This is a genomic window from Spongiactinospora sp. 9N601 (assembly GCF_044326295.1).
Classification (GTDB): Bacteria; Actinomycetota; Actinomycetes; order Streptosporangiales; family Streptosporangiaceae; genus Spongiactinospora; species Spongiactinospora gelatinilytica.
Genome location: NZ_JBIRBB010000004.1, coordinates 103826 through 120000 on the forward strand (window position 1 = coordinate 103826; position 16175 = coordinate 120000).

Consider the following 16175-nt stretch of genomic DNA (forward strand, 5'->3'; position numbering starts at 1 on the left):
GTCAGTCCCTTCCTGTCGTGGTGCCCGTGGTCGGGTCGCCCGCCGCGGGGGCGGAGTTTCTACCGACGCGGGCGAGTACGTTGCGGTGGCCGTCGACGGTGGCCGTGTCACCGGGCAGCAGCAGAATCGCGCACTGGCCGTCCTCGATGACCGCGGGGCCTTCGACCTGTGTGCCGGTGGGCAGCTCATCTCGCCGGTGCACCGCGCACCGCACATAGCCGGACAGCTCGGGAAAGTACACGTGGCGGCTCTCGTCCCTGCCCCTGGTCTCGGTCGCGGCGTTGGGCGGAAGCTCGAAAGCGGCGGGTGCGGCGCTGCCGGCGACCGTGATGGACGTGATCTGTGCCTGCGCGTCCGGATAGCGATAGCCGTACATCGCGGCGTAGTCCGTGTCGAAGCGCTCCCGCAGGGCGCCGGCCAGTTCGCCGGCGGGGCAACGCGGAATCTCGACCTCGACGACGTGACCTTGGCCCGCGTACTGCATGTCCGCCCGGTACGTGATGGACCGTTCCGCCCCGGGAGTCACGTTGTCCAGGAGCTGGTTCACAGCGGCGTCCAGCTCGGCCAGTTCGGACCCCAGCCGGGCCATCCCCGGCTCGTCCAGAGGCGATACGAAGGTGCGGATCAGGTCCACCCGGGGCGCGGCCTGCAGGAGACCGACGGCGGAGGCGATGCCGGCCGCCGCGGGGAAGATCACCTCACCGATGCCGAGGTTGCGAGCCAGCCGCGCGGCGTGGGTCGGGCCCGCACCCCCCAAGGCCACGAGGGTCAGATCCCGGGGGTCACGGCCCCGCTCGATCGACACGGCGCGGATGGCGTGCTCCATGTTCGCGGTGACCGCCTCGTGAACGCCCCACGCGGCTTCCCCCGCGTCGAGACCGAGCGGTGCTCCGACCTGGGCGGCGATCGCCTCGCGAGCACCATCGACGTCCAGGCTCATCCGGCCGCCGAGAAAGAAGTCCGGGTTCAGGTATCCGAGCACGACGTTGGCGTCGGTCACGGTCGGCCGTGTTCCGCCACGCCCGTAGCAGATCGGGCCGGGCTCGGCCCCCGCGCTCTCCGGCCCTACCTCGATGATCCCCAGCCCGACCCGGGCGATGCTGCCGCCGCCGGCGCCGATCTCGATGAGGTCGACCGACGGGGTCACCACGGGGAGTCCGGTGCCCACGCGCATCAAGGTCTGATCCACGTCGAAGACGCGTTCCATCTTCGGCTCGCCATCCTCGATGAGACATGCCTTGGCGGTGGTCCCGCCCATGTCGAAGGCGACGAGGTCACCGCGCCCGTGCGCCCGCCCGATCCACGCGGCCATCGACACCCCCGCCGCCGGGCCCGACTCAAGGGCCCGGATCGGCAGGTGGACGACCTCGGCCGGCGTCGTCAGGCCGCCGTTGCCCTGGTTGATGAAGACCTGGCCGGTGAAGCCGCGCTCGGCCAGCGCGCGCTCCAAGGAATCGAGATAGCGCCGGAACGCGGGCTGGATATAGGCGTTGACCACTGTCGTGCTGGTGCGCTCGTACTCGCCGGTGATCGGCGCCACCTCGTGCGAGAGCGACGTCGACGCCTCGGGGAGGAGTTCGGAGACGAGCTTGCCGACCCGCGTCTCGTGATCGTTGGCCGCGTAGGAATGCAGCAGGGAAACCGCGACCGCTTCGATGCCGGCGGCGCGCAGCTCCTCCAGCGAGCTTCGCAGATCGGTCTCGTCCAGCTCGCGGACGACGGTCCCGTCATAGGCCATGCGCTCGCGGACCGGCACCACATGATGTCGTGGAACGAGCGGTTCATGCTTGTCGAACCACAGGTCGTAGGTGCTGTACCGGGCCGGCCGCTGCATGATCAGCAGATCGCGGAACCCGTCCGTGACCAGCAGCGCCGTCACGGCGCCCTTGCGCTCGATCACGATGTTCGCCCCGATCGTCGTCCCGTGCACGACCTGGCCGACCTCGTCCATCGAGCCGCCGACCAGCCCGAGCAGGTCATCGATCCCCGCCAGGGCGCCGACCGACGGGTCCGTGTTCGTGGACAGCCGCTTCCAGACATGCAGTTCGCCGGTCTGGCTGTCGTGCAGCGCGAAGTCGGTGAACGTGCCGCCGATGTCGAAGCCGATGCGGTACCGCTTACGCGCGCCCGCCGATGCCTCATGGCTCTCCGGAGTCAACGATTGCCACCTTCCCCAGTCAATTCCGCGATCAACCATCGTGCGGCGCTCTCGGGCGTACGGTGCCCGGCGGCGACCGCTTCGAGCGCCGCACGGCCTTCGTCGCCGCCGTGCAGCAGCCGCTCAACGCGTAACCGCAGCCCGTCCGTCGCGAGGCGGACGATCTCGCGTTGGGCCGCGGTCTGCCGGCCCGCGCTTCGCCGGCCGTGCTCTCGGCTCCGATGCCCGGCGATGACATCGGCCAGCTCGGCGATCCCATCGCCGGTCAGGGCGTTGGTCTTCACGATCGGCGCGGTCCGCGCGCGGAACCTCGCCGTGCGCCTCAGTTCTCTGACCAGGTCGTCCGCCCGCGGGTGGTCGGCCTTGTTGACCACGAGGACGTCCGGGATCTCCATCAGCCCGGCTTTGATCGCCTGGAGCGTGTCGCCGGCGCCGGGCATGAGGACGACCACGGTGGTATCGGCCTGACCGGCGATATCCACCTCGGCCTGTCCGATCCCGACGGTCTCGATCAGCACCTGCGAGTAGCCGGCGGCATCGGCCAGCAGCGCCGCCGGGCGGACCGCCGCCGCCAGGCCGCCGAGGGAGCCGCGGCTGGCCAGGGAACGGATGAACACCCCCTCGTCGAGGAAGTGGTCGGCCAGGCGAATCCGGTCACCCAGCAGAGCGCCGCCGGTGAAAGGGGACGTGGGATCGACCGACAGCACGGCGACCCGGTCGTCCCGTGTCCGAAGTTCACGCACGAGCGCGCCGACCAGCGTCGACTTGCCGACTCCCGGCGGGCCGGTGATGCCGGTGATCGCGGCCGTACCGGCGTGCGCACTCGCCTGGACGACCAGCCTCTCTCCGGCCGGGTCGCCGCGCTCGACGAGGGAGATCGCGCGCGCCAGCGCGCGGGGTTCACCGGCGAGCAATGTGCGCAGCAGCGTCATGGCCGCCGCGTCTCGTCGACGCCGTCGAGGAACGCGGCGACCCGGATCGGGTCGAAAGGCAACGCGCGCGGCTGATCCCCGAGGATGTCGCGAAGCGCGGCACCGATCGCGGCGGCCGGAATGATGACCGGCGCCTCGCCGATGCCCTTCGCGCCGCGCGGACCGCTTGGTCCTGGATGCCCCGCGACGAAAACGGTTTCGATCTGCCGGGGAACGTCGGCGATGGTGGGCAGCCGGTAGTCGACGAGGTCGGCATTGCGGACGGTACCGTCCGCGCCGACGTCGAGCACCTCGCTCAGCGCGTAACCCAGACCCTGCACGACCCCTCCCTCCACCTGCCCACGGGCACCGTCGGGATTGAGCACCGTCCCGATCTCGTGTACTGCCAGGTAACGCAGCACCTCGATGCGGCCGGTCTCCGGATCGAGCTCGATCTCGGCGGCATGGCAGTGAAAGGTGGCCTCGTTGAACGCGTCGAAGCGCATGCCGTCGAGGACCGAGCCCTCCAGCGGGACGGGCGCACCGCGGAACCGCCCGGTGCCGACGACCGGGCCGGTCCGGTTGATCGCGCCCACCACCAGGTCGGCGAGTGCCACCGACGCCTGTGGCAGGCCGCGGACGCCGACCCGCCCATCGGCGAGCACAAGATCCTCTGGTGCGGCTTCGAGCTGCTCGGCCGCCTCATCGCGCAACTGCCCGGCGACCGCCTCCGCCGCCATGAGCGCCGCGTTGCCGACGCCGAAGAGGGTGCGGCTGCCCTTCGAGCCGGAGTCGTAGGGGCCCACATCGGTGCTGCCCGAGCGTACGGTGACCCGTTCGAGGGGCAGGCCGAGTGTGTCCGCGACGAGGGCGGCGACTCCGACGACGACGGCACCGGTGCCGATCTCCGTTCCTCCGGTGGTCACGGTCGCGGTGCCGTCCTCGTTCATGGTCACCGTCGCGCCGGCGGGGGCGCCCGAGGTCAGCCACCACGCGCACGCGAGGCCGTAGCCACGGCGGCGTCCGCGCCCGGGGGTCGGCTCGTCGCGGCGCCACTCCTCCAGCCGCCGCGCGGCCAGCTCCAGGCACTCGCCCATGGTGACGTCGGGCAGCAGCTCTCCGGACGGTCCGCGATCGCCGGAACGCAGCAGGTTGCGCCGTCGGACCTCCGTCGGGCTGAGCCCGGTGGCGGCGGCGATCTCGTTCATGTGCGTCTCGACGGCGTATACCATCTGGGGCCCGGACGGGCCGCGAAAGGACCCGGTGGGGCAGGTGTTCGTGGCCACCGGAACGGCCGCCAGGTCGATCGCGTCCACCCGGTAGGGCCCGGTGCCCATGAGCGCGGCGATCGAGGCGATCATCGGGGTGTCGAAGGCATAGGCGCCGGAGTCGAGATAGGCCACCGCGCGACGCGCGAGGATCCGGCCCGAACGGTCGACGGCGCTGGTCAGCTCCACGATCGAGTTCTCTCGCGGATTACCGGCCCGCATGTCCTCCGCGCGGGAGCAGACCACCCGCACCGGCCGGCCCGTGGCCAGGCATGTCACCGCCGCCAGGGGGGCGAGTCCGAGATGGAGTTTTCCGCCGAATCCGCCGCCGAGCGCCGGCACCCGTACGGAGATCTTCGACATCGGCAGATCCAGCAGCGCCGCGAGTCCCTGACGGACCACGAAGGGCGCCTGCGAGGCGGTGGTCACCGCGATCCCGCCCGCGCCGTCCGGTTCGGCGAGGGTGGCCCGCGGCTCGATATAGCCCTGGTGCACGCGATGCGACTCGATGCGGGTGGTCACCACGAAAGGCGCGTCCAGCATGCACGCGTCCACGTCGCCCCGGCGGATCCGTGCCGCCTCTCGGCGGTTCGGCTGCCCCTCGTGTACCGGCCAAGCGTCCTCGCGCAGCGCGTCGGCCATCGTCACCGAGGCCGGCAGCGGGTCGAGGCGCAACTCGACCAGCTCCGCCGCCTGGTTCGCCGCCGCCTTGCTCTCGGCCGCGATCAGCGCGATCGGCTCGCCCGCGAACCGTACGACGTCACGGGCCAGCACGGGCTGATCACGTATCACCGTTCCCCACCGCCGGTCCGGGAGGTCCGCGGCGGTCAGGATCCGCACCACTCCGGGGACGTCCGCCGCCCGAGCGGTATCGACGCCCAGAATGCGCGCCGACGCGAGCGGCGATCGCACCACTGCGCAGTGCAGCAGGCCATCGGGCTGGAAGTCCTCGGTATAGCGGGCGCTTCCATCGGCTTTGGCGGCCGAATCGGGGCGGTGCAGCGCCGAACCCAGCAGTGTCATGCCGGCTCCCGCTGGTCCGCGACCCGTCGCGCCGCGGCTTCCACGGCCCTCACGATCGGCAGGTAGCCCGTGCAACGGCACAGGTTGCCGCTCAACGCGGTCTCGATGTCGGCGCGGTCAGGCGTGGGATTCGATCTGACCAGGCTGGTCGCCATGACGAGCACACCCGGCGTGCAGATTCCGCACTGTACCGCGCCCGCCGTGACGAGCTCTTCGGCGAGTATCCGCCCAGCGTCGTCCTGCGACACTCGCTCCACGGTCTCGACTTCGCGCGCGACGCACTCGACCGCGTAGACGAGACAGGAGTTGACCGGCCGGCCGTCCAGCAACACGGTGCACGCGCCGCAGTCACCGGTGCCGCATCCGAGCTTGGTTCCGGTCAACCGGAGGTCCTCGCGCAGCACATCGATCAGCAAACGCTGGTCGAACCGGCCGACCTGGCGGTCCTCTCCGTTGCAGCGGAACCGGGTCATGCCATCGAACTCTCCGACGCCAGGCAACACGCCCCCCCGTCCTTCTGTGACAGCATCCGCAGCAGCAGATCGAACAGTCTATAGACTATAATCTTGGACATTAGGCGTCGCTCCAAACCAAAGTCAATGGGTGGGAGCGACCCGGAGCCGCCGGCTACTGTGCGTCGTCGAGCGGGAAGCCCTTCGTGAAGGCGTCGAGCGTGCGACTGAGATCTTCCTTGAGCACGGCCTCGCAGGTGGCACCGTCACCTGCGCGAACGGCATCGAGCAGCGATCGGTGGTTCGCCAGGGTGTCTTCCATGCTGACCTTGGGCATTCGGTACGCGACCCGGGCATATCGCTCCGTCGCGACCCGCAGGTTCATGATGCGGCGAACGAGCGACTCGCGGTTGGTCGCGCGGTAGTGCAGCCGGTGGAATTGGTGATCGGCCTCATAGAAGCGGTCGAAGTCGGCCGCCCTGGCCGCGTGCTCCATCTCGGTCAGCAGCTCCGCCATCTGCTCGACGCCTTCGCGGGCGATGCGCTCGGCCCCGAGTCGTGCCGCGAAGCCCTCGATGCCGATCCGCATGAGATAGAGCTCTTCGTACTCCTCGACGGTCAACGGGGAGACCTGCGCGCCGCGGAACGCGTCGTTCTGAATGAGGCCCTCGCTCGTCAGAAGCTGGATCGCCTCTCTGGCGGGCGTCTGGCTCACTCCGAGCCGCTCGGCCACCTCCTGTGGAGTCAACTTGGTGCCGGGTGGCAGCCGCCCGCTCACGATCCCGCGCCGCAGTTCTTCCGCGACCACGTCGCGAGCGGTGAGCCGACGGCGCCGCACTGACTCCCGCGGCGTGAACTCGGGCAAACTCATGCTCTCCCCAAGGTGGGCTTGCTTGCCGGATGTGAACCTTGCATGCTTAGCTCTATATTTTACAGACTATGGCAGGAGGGTGATGATCACCACCCCGCGCCCGCCCGGACCGACCTTAGCCATTTCCCTGCCGTTGACGTATCGCTGGGCGACGAGGAGCGCCTTGACCACGGCACTGTGCGCGCCTACTTCGCCGAGCGGGTGATCCCTCGCGCCGGCAGCCGGTTCGCTGGAGCGACCGTTTCCCGCGGACCTCGCGGCCACGTCTCCGCACCGGGCTCACCGTCGATCTGCGCGATCCGCCGACGGAGCTCGGAGGAACAGAAGAACACCAGGCCACCCCGGAGCCGCGAGCCTGCGTCTCGGCCGCATTCGACCACGGCGCCGACCGTGCTCGGTACGGCGGGCCGATCGCGTCTTTTCCGCCCGCTCAACAGAAAATCGCCGCCATGGCACTCGAAGTCAGCCGCGCCACCCTTCTCGCTCACCACCTCGGACGGATGAAGGACTCCTGCCGGCCACGCCCCGGCGACATCGGCCTGGGCGGACCCGCCGACGCGGGCGGCGCCGACGCGAGGCCGGCCCTTGGGGCCACGAGGGCACGGCCGACATCCATGCGCCCGTCGTCGACGCGAAACCCGCGGACATCGACGCGTTCCGCCGAACCGCCTTCCCGATAGGCGATCTCGCCTGTGCGCGGGCAGCCGGCGAGGCCTCTCGCCATTGACTATGGAATATAAAAAGTATTATACATCGATCGACAGAACCATCCCCGGAGGTGGGGAAGATGCTGTGGAAAGCGGGCAAGGAGCGACCCAAGGAAGATCCTGCTGTGCGTGCCGAGCAGGGCTTGGTCGTCAGCGAGATCGAGGTCGGCTACCACCGGGGCCCGGCCATTCTGCGCGACCTGTCGCTCACGGTGGGAGCAGGCGAGATCTTCGCGGTGGTCGGTCGCAACGGGGCGGGCAAGACCACGTTGCTGCGCGCGCTGTCGGGCCTGTTGCCCTGCCGGCGAGGGAGTGTGCGTTTGCAGGGGCGGGATTTCACCGGCCTGTCCGCCGAACGAGTCGCCCGCAGTGGAATCGCCCATGTTCCGGCTGGACGACGGGTGATCCCCGGAATGACGGCGCTGGACAACTTGAAACTCGGCGGATATCAGCATTCCCGTACCGCCCTGGCGTCGGCGTTGGACGACGTTCTTGCCATGCTGCCCGCCCTCGCGACCTGGGGCGCGCGTCGGGCGGGAACCCTCAGCGGCGGTGAACAGCAACTGCTCGCGATTGGCCGGGCGCTCATGTCACGGCCGGTGGCGCTGCTGCTGGACGAGCCGTTGACGGGGTTGTCACCCGCCTACCAGCAGGACGTACTCGAGGAAATGACCAAGATCGCGAAAGGCGGCACCGCGATTCTTCTCGTCGAGCAGAACGTCCGCAAGAGCCTGCGCACGGCGGATCGAGGAATGGTTCTCGACGAGGGGCGAGGAGTGCTGACCGGAGCCGCCGCCGAACTGCTGGCCGCGGATCGACTTCGGGACGGCTATCTCGGTGTGGGCGACGCCCGGAGGGCGTGACGCCGGCGGGGATGGTCATGACGACCCGCCGGCGCGGCGACGACCAACGATATGGGGTTCGGTGATGGCCGCCGGCCCGAGGCTCAGAAAATCGGAAGTGAAAGATGAGAACCACGCACGGCCATGACCCAGCCCGCAGGGTCACGACGCTGATAGCCGGAGGTGCTGTCACCGCCCTCGCCCTGACCGGATGCGGCAGCGGTACCGAGGCGGCGGAAGACGCTCCGATCACGGTGGGAATAGCGGCGCCTTACTCCGGTGACGCGGCCTATTATGGCGAATGGCTTGACGACGCATGGGAGCTCGCTTTCGGTGAGCTCGGCCGCGAAGCCGGCGGCAGACCGATCGCGCTCGCCAAGTCCGATGCCAAATGCGAGCCGTCCGCCGCGGTCGCCGCCACCCGCACGGTCCTCGCCAAGAACCCCATCGCTGTGATCACCGTCTGTTCCGGTGACACCCGAGCGGCGATACCGCTCACCCAAGCCAAGAAAGTGTCCATTGTGTCGGGCAGCTTCGATCCGTCGCTGACCGCGGAGGGCAACAAGTACATCTTCCGCGTGCAAACTCACGACGGGCTGACCAACAAGATCTACGCAAAGTGGATTCACGATAAGTCGGACAAGAAGGGCAAGGTCGGTGTCATCACCGACACGACCCCCTACGGGCTGGCCAACAACAAGACGATCACAGCCGGCTTCGCCGACCTCGGCGTCACCCCGGCGGTGAATTCGACCTATGAGTACGCCGCCACCGACTACGCCGGGCAGTTGCTCGCGCTGAAACGCGCCGGTATCGGTGTGGCCTACATGGAGGGCTACGACCTCCAGGCCGCACGCCTGGCCAAACAGGCCTATCAGCTCGGCCTGGACGCCAAGCTCTACTTCCCGACGACCGCCTCCAGCGACACCTTCCTGAAGACCGTCGGCCCCGAGCTCGCGAACAAGATCACCTACTCGACTCCGTTCCTCCCCGAATGGTCGGACGCGGCACGAGGCTTCAGCAAGAAATGGGAGGACCGCTTCGGCTACCCGCCGAACGCGGACTGCGCATCCTTCTACACCATGGCCGTCACCATGTTGAGCACCTTGCGCAGCAACCCGGGGGCAGGACAATCCGCGGAGGCGTTCAACGCCGCCTACCGGAAGGCCAAGATCCCCGACCTGCCGATGGGCGACTTCGCCTTCGACGAGAAGGGCGACCCGGTCAACCCGCTCGTCCTCACCGGGACCTGGGAGAACGGAAAGCGCAAGCTCGTCGACGTCCTGCTTCCCGAAGACGCCGAATGACCGTGGTCTCGTTGCGGCGGCATGACATCCGGGCAGGTCGATGATGGCGATCTTCGGACAGACGATCATCAGTGCGGTCGCGGCGGGTGCGATCTACGCCCTCATCGCGGTGGGCTTCTCACTGATCTACCAGACGACGAAACTGGTCAACTTCGCGCACGGCAGCATCGCGATCCTGGCCCCGTACGTGTCCTACAGCCTCCTGAAGCTCGGCCTGGCCATGCCCGTCGCGGTGCTCGGCGGCGTGCTCGCCGCGGCGGCGTTCGCCTTTGTGATGGACCGGGTGGTCCTCGCGCCGCTCCGTACCCGCCACATCAGTGTGCCGATCTTGGCCACGGTCGCCGTCGCGATCGTGATCGAGGCCGTGATCAGCCTCGTCTGGGGAAGTCAGCCGCTCTACCTCGAAAGCCTCGCCTCCGACGAGCCCTGGCGGATCTCCGGTCTGTCGATCACACCGAACCAGGTCGTCATCGTCGGGATCACCGGGGCGGTCGTGCTGCCGTTGCTGTGGATCATCGCCACGACCAAGGTGGGAAGGGCGATGCGCGGCTGCGCACAGGACCCCGAGGTGGTCACCCTGTTCGGGGTCAGCCCGGCTCGGATGTACCTGTTGTCGTTCGTGCTCGGCGGAGTCCTGGCCGGTCTGGCCGGCGTGCTGATCGCACCGGTCACCGGGCTCAAGCCCACAGGCGGTCTGGAACTCAGCACCATCGGGTTCAGCGCCGCCGTTCTCGGCGGCCTCGGCAGTCTGCCCGGCGCGCTCGTCGGCGGCTTCCTGATCGCGCTGCTCATCAACATGACCCAGGTCTATCTCAGCGCCGGGTACGGTCTCGGCGTCGCCTACCTCGTCATGGCCCTCGTGCTGCTGGTTCGAGTACGAGGACTGTTCGGCGATGACATCGAGGCGGTGCGGCAGGTATGAGCTCGATTACTCGATCGGCCGCCTACCGCGGCTGGCGGCGGCGGGCCCAGGGGCTACAGCCGGTGCGCGGCCCGCTGGGCTTCACGGTGACGGCGGCCGTCTTCATGGTCGCGTTGAGCGGCGCGCCCGACACCACCCTGATGACCATCTCGCTCGCCTGTGTGTACGCGATCGCGGCACTCGGCCTCACCGTGGTGTTCGGACTCGCCGGCATGCTGTCGCTGGCGCAGGCCGCGATCATGGCCGTGGGCGGTTACACCGTCGCGCTGATCGCCCTGGACACGATCGGTCTCCTGCCCGCGCTGCTGCTGGCCGTTGTGGCAGGCGCGGCCGTCTCAGGGCTCAGCGGTGTCGTAGGTGCGCGGACCAAGTCACACTACTTCGCGCTGGCGACACTCGCCCTGGCCGAGGGCGTGCGGCTGGTGCTCGTCAACGAGAGTTCGGTCACCGGTGGTTCCAACGGCCACCCCGTCGCCCTGGTCTCGCTGTTCGGCCTGCAGTTGGCCGACCCGCGATACTTCCTCCTGCTGGCGGTTCCGCTGGTCGCCGGGTGCGCGTACCTGGTGCACTGCCTGCGGAAATCCAGATTCGGCCTGTCACTCAAGGCGGCGGCGGCAGACGAGTACATGGCCAAGGCCGCGGGCGTCGCCATCGACAGGAGCCGGACTCTGGCCACGATCGTCTCCGGGGGCCTCGCCGGTCTCGCCGGTGCGCTGCTGGCCATTCTGAACGGGTATGTGGGCCCGCAGGATTTCGGTCTCGGCGCGGCGGTCCTGCTGCTGTTGATCGTGGTGTTCGGCGGGGCGTCGTCGAGCATGGGAACAGTGGTCGCGGCGGTGGTGCTCACCTATGCCTCGCGCGGCATGCTCGATCTCGCCGAGGCGAGCGGCCTGGTGTACGGACTGGCCACGTTGCTGTTGCTGTTGCTGCTGCCCGGTGGCGTGGCGGGTGTCGGGAAAGCCGTGGCCGGCAGGCTGGGCGGCCGAATTCGCCGCGCTCGTACCAGGCAGGAGGAGGCATAGTGCTGGAAATCACGCGACTCAATGTTCGTTTCGGCGGTGCCCACGTGCTCCGAGACGTCTCCGTCGCGGTCACCCGCGGCCAGATCCACGGGCTGATCGGGCCGAACGGATCCGGCAAGACCACACTGCTGAACGCGATCAGCGGATTCGTCGACTGCACGGGAACGATCACACTGGACGGCCGGCGGTTGAACGGGCTGGCGGCCCACCGGAGGGTGGGCAAAGGACTCGGACGCACCTTCCAAAATCCAAAGGCCCCCGACGACATGACCGTCGCCGATCTGCTCAGGCTGGGCGAGCACCAGATCAGGACCCTACAGTGGCACACGGTGGCGTTCCGGCCGTGGAAGGCCGCGCACCAGCGGCACATGTTCGCCCAGCGCTGTGAACAGGCACTGACCTCGCTCGGCCTCAGCCCCGATCTGCTGGAGCGAGAACTCGGTACGATCGCGAGCGGCGACCTGAAGATGATCGACATCGCCCGGGCGCTGATGGTGCGCCCTCGCCTGCTCGTCCTGGATGAGCCGACATCTGGTATGAACGACCACGAGATCGAGGTCCTGCGCACCCGGCTGGAGTGGCTGCGCGAATCCGGGCTGACGGTGCTGATCGTCGAGCACAACGTGCGGGTCGTAACGGACATCTGTGACCGCATAACCGTGCTCAGCGGCGGTGGAATCCTCGCAGAAGGGCCGCCGCGGGAAGTCTTCCAGCGGCCTGATGTCATCGACGCGTACCTCGGCGAGGACGAGGGGAAATCAGCGGAGTCACCTCCTGCGTCGCTTGAGAAGACCAGATAGGAAGATCACATCCTGCCCCTGAACCTTTTCGACCGGTCGTTCGGCCCAGGTCAGAGGGCGCTCCGGCGGCCTCGGACCGGATTCGGTGCCCCGGCGGCGCGCCTGGTCGATCGCATCAGGATCGGCCGGACTCCGCGAGCAGGTGGACGACACCGGCCGGGTTCTTGATCCAGTGGGTTCTGGAATCGAGGTTCTCCAGGGGCTCGACCTCGTCGCACGGGTGGATACCGATGTCGGCCAGCTTGCTCGCTGCCGCGTCCAGGTCGTCCGTGTGGAGCTGTAGCCACAGGTCGGGCCGGCTGTAGTTGTCGACACAGTCCAGCCACAGCGTGTTGGGTCCGAACCGGACCGAATGGGTTCTGGAGACGGTCGGAGCGTAGGAGACGTCGTCTTCTTTGACGTCGAAGCCCAGGGTGTCGCGGTAGAAGGCCACGGTGGCCTCGTACTGTGCCTTGGGGATCTTCATGGCGATGTTCAGGCCGGCCGTGAATTCAGGCTTGCTCATGGTGGGTGACTCCTCGGTTCGTGTCGGTGGCGTCCAGTACGTCTTCCAGCGCGGCCAGCCGGTCGTCCCACCTGTTGGCGAGTCTGGCCAGCCACACCTGGGCGGTGCGAATGGCGGCTGGTTCCAACCGGTAGGGATGGCGGCGGCCCGCCGGTTCGCCGGAACTGATCAGGCCCGCTTCGGCGAGCTGGCCCAGGTGCTTGGCGACCGCCTGGCGGCTGATCGGCAGCCGTCGCGCGAGATCGGTGACGGTCGCGGGTCCGGCGCGGGCGAGTTCCTCCAGCAGCGCCCGCCGCGTTGGATCGGTGAGCGCCGCGAACACCGCCACGGCCTGCTCGTCCACGTCAGGCGGTCGCATCGAGGTAGTTCTCCAGGTCAACGAGTTCCATGTCCCACCCCTGACTGTTGGCCTTGTGGGCAGACCGGGCCACGTCGCCGGCGGCCTGGTCGAACCCGCTCTCCACCAGGCGCAGCCGAGTGCCGTCCGGCACCGGTTCCAGGGTGAAGTCCACAAGCGTCCGGGGTGCGTCATCCTCCGGCAGGCCCTCGATCGCCCACCTGAACGCGAACCGGTGCGGTGGGTCGACCACCACGATGGTGGCGGCGGATTCCTGGTCGAGGTCGTCCCAACGGAAGAACGCGCGCCCACCCGGCCGCAGATCGATCTCCGCCACCGAGCCGAACCACCGCGAGAGCCCTTCGGCCGTGGTCAGCGCCGCCCACACCCGCTCGATGGGGTGCCGCAGCAGCACCACGCGTTCGATCGCGTCCGAAACCATGCTCGCACTCTCCTTCGCAACCTTCAGGTTGCCTTCAATGGGAACCTACAGGTTGCCATCGCCGCCCCGCAAGCCTGGAGGATGCCCTGCCGGCAGGTCTCGAACGCCTTTGCCGACTTGGTCGTCCCAGCGCGGACTGTTCAGCAGTGACGCGAATGTGTCAGACCGAGGTGCCGACGCCGTGTTGGAGGAGTCCATGCCAGGTGTTTCCGCGATATCGGGCTCTCAGCCGGCACCGCCATGTTGATCGTGATCGGTACCGGGGGCCTGGCCCGGTCGATCTGTTACTCCCTGGCCGGAAGCCGTGTCCCGACCCAGGTCTCGGTGGTGGGCCGGGACATCGGCAAGGCGGCGGAGATCTGCTATGTCGCCGGCGCGAGGGCCTTCGCCGCCATCACGGTCGATCTCGATCTCCTCCCCGCAGGCGCGGCGCTGATCTGGCTCGCCCTCGCCCTGGTCGCCCGCGAGCAGGGTCCAGCTCTTCCCGCGCACCCCGAGGCCGGGGCACGCGCGGCGTGATCAGCCGGGCCCCGCGGGAACAGCGCTGCCCGGGGCGGAGTACCGGCCTTCGTGCGGCGGCCGGTGATCGCTCACATGATGTCGCGTCGCAGTGGAGCCGCCACGGCGATGGCGACCGCGATCAGGGCGTAACAGACCAGTACGGCGGCGCCTGCCGGCGCGGGCAGCAGTACGGACGCGGAGGTCCCGGTCTGGTCGCCGATGGCGTCCGCCAGGTACGTGAAGCCGGTCAGCGCGGCGGTGGCCCCGCCCGGGAGGTAGGGGTAGAGCAGCTTGACCCCCGGGACGAGCATCAGCACGGTCTCGATCACGTAGAAGTAGGCACCGACGGCGACGAGGGCGGCGACCTGGTTGCGCAGGAGTGCGCCCACGGCGACGCCCAGCAGCAGGTAGACGGCCATGGCCAGGGCGATGCGGGCCAGCAGGGCCGCGATCGTGGCGGCCGGAAGGCCGAGCGTGCTGCCCTTGAGCATGGCCACGCCGGCCAGCGCGCCGCCGGCCACGGTCGCGGCCATCGCGCCGTAGCAGAGCCCCGCGCCGGTGTAGATCGCCAGCTTGGCCACCAGCCAGGTCCAGCGTCTGGGAGCGAACAGCGTCGTGGTGGTGATGGTCCGGTGCCGGTACTCGGCGGAGACGGCGATGGTGCCGAGCAGGGCGGGGGCGAAGACGGTGACGCCGAGCAGGCCCAGCAGCATGTGGACGCCCTGGGCGGTGTCCAGCCCGGGCAGCGGAGGGGTGAAGTTCTCCGGACCGGCGAGTGCGAGCAGGCCGGCGACGGCCCCGCTGCCCAGCGCGGCCGGCAGGCCCCACAGCCAGAGCCTGGTACTGGTCAGGCGCGTCCACTCCGCGGCCAGCAGCGCGCTCATCGGGAACCTCCGGTGAGGTGCAGGAATGCCTGTTCGAGGGTGGGACGTTCGGGGGTGATCTCGTGCAGCGCGATGCCGTGGGAGGCGGCTGCGGCGGCGACCTCGGCGGTGCTCAGACCGTGGATCCGCAGGAGGCCGGGCTGGGGATGTTCCACCCGGACCCCGCCCGCCGTCAGCCCGGCCGCGAACAGGCCGGCCTGCGGGGAGCGGACCAGCACGGTGGCCGGGCCGTACAGGCCGGTGATGGGCCCGGTGGTGACCAGCCGCCCGTCGCGGATCACCACCACGTGGTCGGCCATGTGCTCGATCTCGCCGAGCGCATGGCTGGAGATGAGGACGGTACGCCCGTCGGCGGCCAGTTCGCGGACGAAGTGCCGCAGCCAGGCGATGCCTTCGGGGTCCAGGCCGTTGCTCGGTTCGTCCAGCAGCAGCACCTGGGGGTCGCCGAGCAGCGCGGTGGCCAGGCTGAGGCGTTGCCGCATGCCGGTGGACAGGGTACGCGTGGGGCGGCCGGCGAAGGCCGACACCCCGGTCAGGTCGGCGACCTCCTCGGCGCGGGCCCTGCCGTACCGGCCCATCCGGGCGTAGACTCGCAGGTGGTCGAGGGCGGTGTGGGCGGGGTGGAAGCCCGCACCGTCCAGTACGGCGCCGACGGTGGCCGACGGGCGGGGCAGGTCCGCGTAGCGCCGCCCGCCGAACGTGGCGGTGCCGGAGGTCGGCGTGACCAGGCCCAGCGTCATTCGCATGGTGGTGGTCTTGCCTGCGCCGTTCGGCCCCAGGAATCCCGTCACACTGCCCGCTCCGGCCTCGAAGCTCAGGTCGGTGACGGCGCTGATCGGCCCGAACGCCTTGCTCAGACCGCGCACCTCGACGTTCATGCCGGCACCGCGAGCAGCCGCCCGGCGTCCGGAACGCTGAGAATCAGCTCGTCGTGGCCTGCCACCGGCCTCTTCAGGATGATCTGCACGCCGCCGACGTCCCGCCGGGCGGCGACCAGGCGCTTGACGCCGTTCAGGGAGGTCCAGGTGCCGACCTTGATGACGCCGGAGACGAGCAGGCCGTGGTACGTGCCGGTGGCGGCTCGCAGCGGCCGGTCGAGCGGGCGTACCTCGGCGATCTCCGTCAGCGGCACGCTCACCGCGCCGGTCCTGGTGAACAACCGCGCCCATGGGGCGAAGCGGACGGTCAGGGTGTTCTGGTGGATCTCTGCCTGCAACATGATC

The 16175-nt window shown here is 69.2% G+C and carries 18 protein-coding genes; 7 read left to right on the forward strand and 11 right to left on the reverse strand.

Annotated features, from left to right (window positions below; all coding sequences use genetic code 11):
* Position 1 precedes the first annotated feature (1 nt).
* The 5 genes from ACH34R_RS10390 to ACH34R_RS10410 all read right to left on the reverse strand — a co-directional run bounded on the left by ACH34R_RS10390 (position 2) and on the right by ACH34R_RS10410 (position 6683).
* Complete coding sequence (locus ACH34R_RS10390) at positions 2-2158, reverse strand: hydantoinase/oxoprolinase family protein (protein ID WP_397561130.1); 2157 nt, start codon at positions 2156-2158, stop codon at positions 2-4.
* Positions 2155-3090: a methylmalonyl Co-A mutase-associated GTPase MeaB gene (gene meaB / locus ACH34R_RS10395; protein WP_397561131.1), complete on the reverse strand. Its 936-nt coding sequence runs from the start codon at positions 3088-3090 to the stop codon at positions 2155-2157. Before meaB ends, ACH34R_RS10390 begins: the two co-directional genes overlap by 4 nt.
* Positions 3087-5360 carry a xanthine dehydrogenase family protein molybdopterin-binding subunit gene (locus tag ACH34R_RS10400; RefSeq protein WP_397561132.1) on the reverse strand — a complete coding sequence of 758 codons (2274 nt, stop codon included), beginning with the start codon at positions 5358-5360 and terminating at the stop codon, positions 3087-3089. Before ACH34R_RS10400 ends, meaB begins: the two co-directional genes overlap by 4 nt.
* Positions 5357-5833, reverse strand: coding sequence for a (2Fe-2S)-binding protein (locus tag ACH34R_RS10405; protein WP_397561133.1), 477 nt, complete (start codon positions 5831-5833; stop codon positions 5357-5359). The genes ACH34R_RS10400 and ACH34R_RS10405 overlap by 4 nt, the downstream gene beginning before the upstream one ends.
* A 154-nt stretch (positions 5834-5987) precedes the next feature.
* A complete protein-coding gene (locus ACH34R_RS10410) occupies positions 5988-6683 on the reverse strand; it encodes a GntR family transcriptional regulator (protein ID WP_397561134.1) in 696 nt (231 codons plus the stop codon).
* Positions 6684-6973: 290 nt separating this feature from the next.
* On the opposite strand from ACH34R_RS10410, the gene ACH34R_RS10415 reads away from it, so the two are divergent.
* From ACH34R_RS10415 to ACH34R_RS10440, 6 genes are all read left to right on the forward strand, one after another.
* Positions 6974-7363 (forward strand): acyl-CoA dehydrogenase family protein, encoded by a 390-nt coding sequence (locus tag ACH34R_RS10415; RefSeq protein WP_397561509.1) that lies wholly within the window; start codon positions 6974-6976, stop codon positions 7361-7363.
* A gap of 107 nt (positions 7364-7470) precedes the next feature.
* Complete coding sequence (locus ACH34R_RS10420; RefSeq protein WP_397561135.1) at positions 7471-8253, forward strand: ABC transporter ATP-binding protein; 783 nt, start codon at positions 7471-7473, stop codon at positions 8251-8253.
* A gap of 104 nt (positions 8254-8357) precedes the next feature.
* Complete coding sequence (locus ACH34R_RS10425) at positions 8358-9539, forward strand: branched-chain amino acid ABC transporter substrate-binding protein (RefSeq protein ID WP_397561136.1); 1182 nt, start codon at positions 8358-8360, stop codon at positions 9537-9539.
* A 43-nt stretch (positions 9540-9582) separates the two neighbouring features.
* Entirely contained in the window at positions 9583-10461 is an 879-nt protein-coding gene (locus ACH34R_RS10430; RefSeq protein WP_397561137.1) for a branched-chain amino acid ABC transporter permease, read from the forward strand.
* Positions 10458-11483: a branched-chain amino acid ABC transporter permease gene (locus tag ACH34R_RS10435; protein WP_397561138.1), complete on the forward strand. Its 1026-nt coding sequence runs from the start codon at positions 10458-10460 to the stop codon at positions 11481-11483. Before ACH34R_RS10430 ends, ACH34R_RS10435 begins: the two co-directional genes overlap by 4 nt.
* The gene (locus ACH34R_RS10440) at positions 11483-12283 is read left to right on the forward strand and encodes an ABC transporter ATP-binding protein (protein ID WP_397561139.1); all 801 of its coding nucleotides are present in this window, start codon (positions 11483-11485) and stop codon (positions 12281-12283) included. The genes ACH34R_RS10435 and ACH34R_RS10440 overlap by 1 nt, the downstream gene beginning before the upstream one ends.
* Positions 12284-12398: 115 nt before the next feature.
* Here ACH34R_RS10440 and ACH34R_RS10445 read toward each other — a convergent pair whose 3' ends face one another.
* From ACH34R_RS10445 to ACH34R_RS10455, 3 genes are read right to left on the reverse strand one after another with little or no spacing between them, the layout of a single operon-like run.
* Positions 12399-12788, reverse strand: a complete 390-nt coding sequence (locus ACH34R_RS10445) for a VOC family protein (RefSeq protein ID WP_397561140.1) — start codon at positions 12786-12788, stop codon at positions 12399-12401.
* Positions 12775-13146: an ArsR/SmtB family transcription factor gene (locus tag ACH34R_RS10450; RefSeq protein WP_397561141.1), complete on the reverse strand. Its 372-nt coding sequence runs from the start codon at positions 13144-13146 to the stop codon at positions 12775-12777. Before ACH34R_RS10450 ends, ACH34R_RS10445 begins: the two co-directional genes overlap by 14 nt.
* On the reverse strand, positions 13133-13567 hold the full coding sequence (locus ACH34R_RS10455; protein WP_397561142.1) for an SRPBCC domain-containing protein: 435 nt from the start codon (positions 13565-13567) through the stop codon (positions 13133-13135). The genes ACH34R_RS10450 and ACH34R_RS10455 overlap by 14 nt, the downstream gene beginning before the upstream one ends.
* Before the next feature lie 249 nt (positions 13568-13816).
* Between ACH34R_RS10455 and ACH34R_RS10460 the strand changes: the two genes are divergently transcribed.
* Positions 13817-14086 carry a hypothetical protein gene (locus tag ACH34R_RS10460; RefSeq protein WP_397561143.1) on the forward strand — a complete coding sequence of 90 codons (270 nt, stop codon included), beginning with the start codon at positions 13817-13819 and terminating at the stop codon, positions 14084-14086.
* Positions 14087-14157: 71 nt separating this feature from the next.
* Here the strand turns inward: ACH34R_RS10460 and ACH34R_RS10465 are convergent, their stop codons facing one another.
* From ACH34R_RS10465 to ACH34R_RS10475, 3 genes are read right to left on the reverse strand one after another with little or no spacing between them, the layout of a single operon-like run.
* Complete coding sequence (locus ACH34R_RS10465) at positions 14158-14952, reverse strand: ABC transporter permease (RefSeq protein ID WP_397561144.1); 795 nt, start codon at positions 14950-14952, stop codon at positions 14158-14160.
* Positions 14949-15830, reverse strand: coding sequence for an ABC transporter ATP-binding protein (locus ACH34R_RS10470; protein ID WP_397561145.1), 882 nt, complete (start codon positions 15828-15830; stop codon positions 14949-14951). Before ACH34R_RS10470 ends, ACH34R_RS10465 begins: the two co-directional genes overlap by 4 nt.
* Positions 15827-16171 (reverse strand): hypothetical protein, encoded by a 345-nt coding sequence (locus tag ACH34R_RS10475; protein WP_397561146.1) that lies wholly within the window; start codon positions 16169-16171, stop codon positions 15827-15829. The genes ACH34R_RS10470 and ACH34R_RS10475 overlap by 4 nt, the downstream gene beginning before the upstream one ends.
* Positions 16172-16175 lie beyond the last annotated feature (4 nt).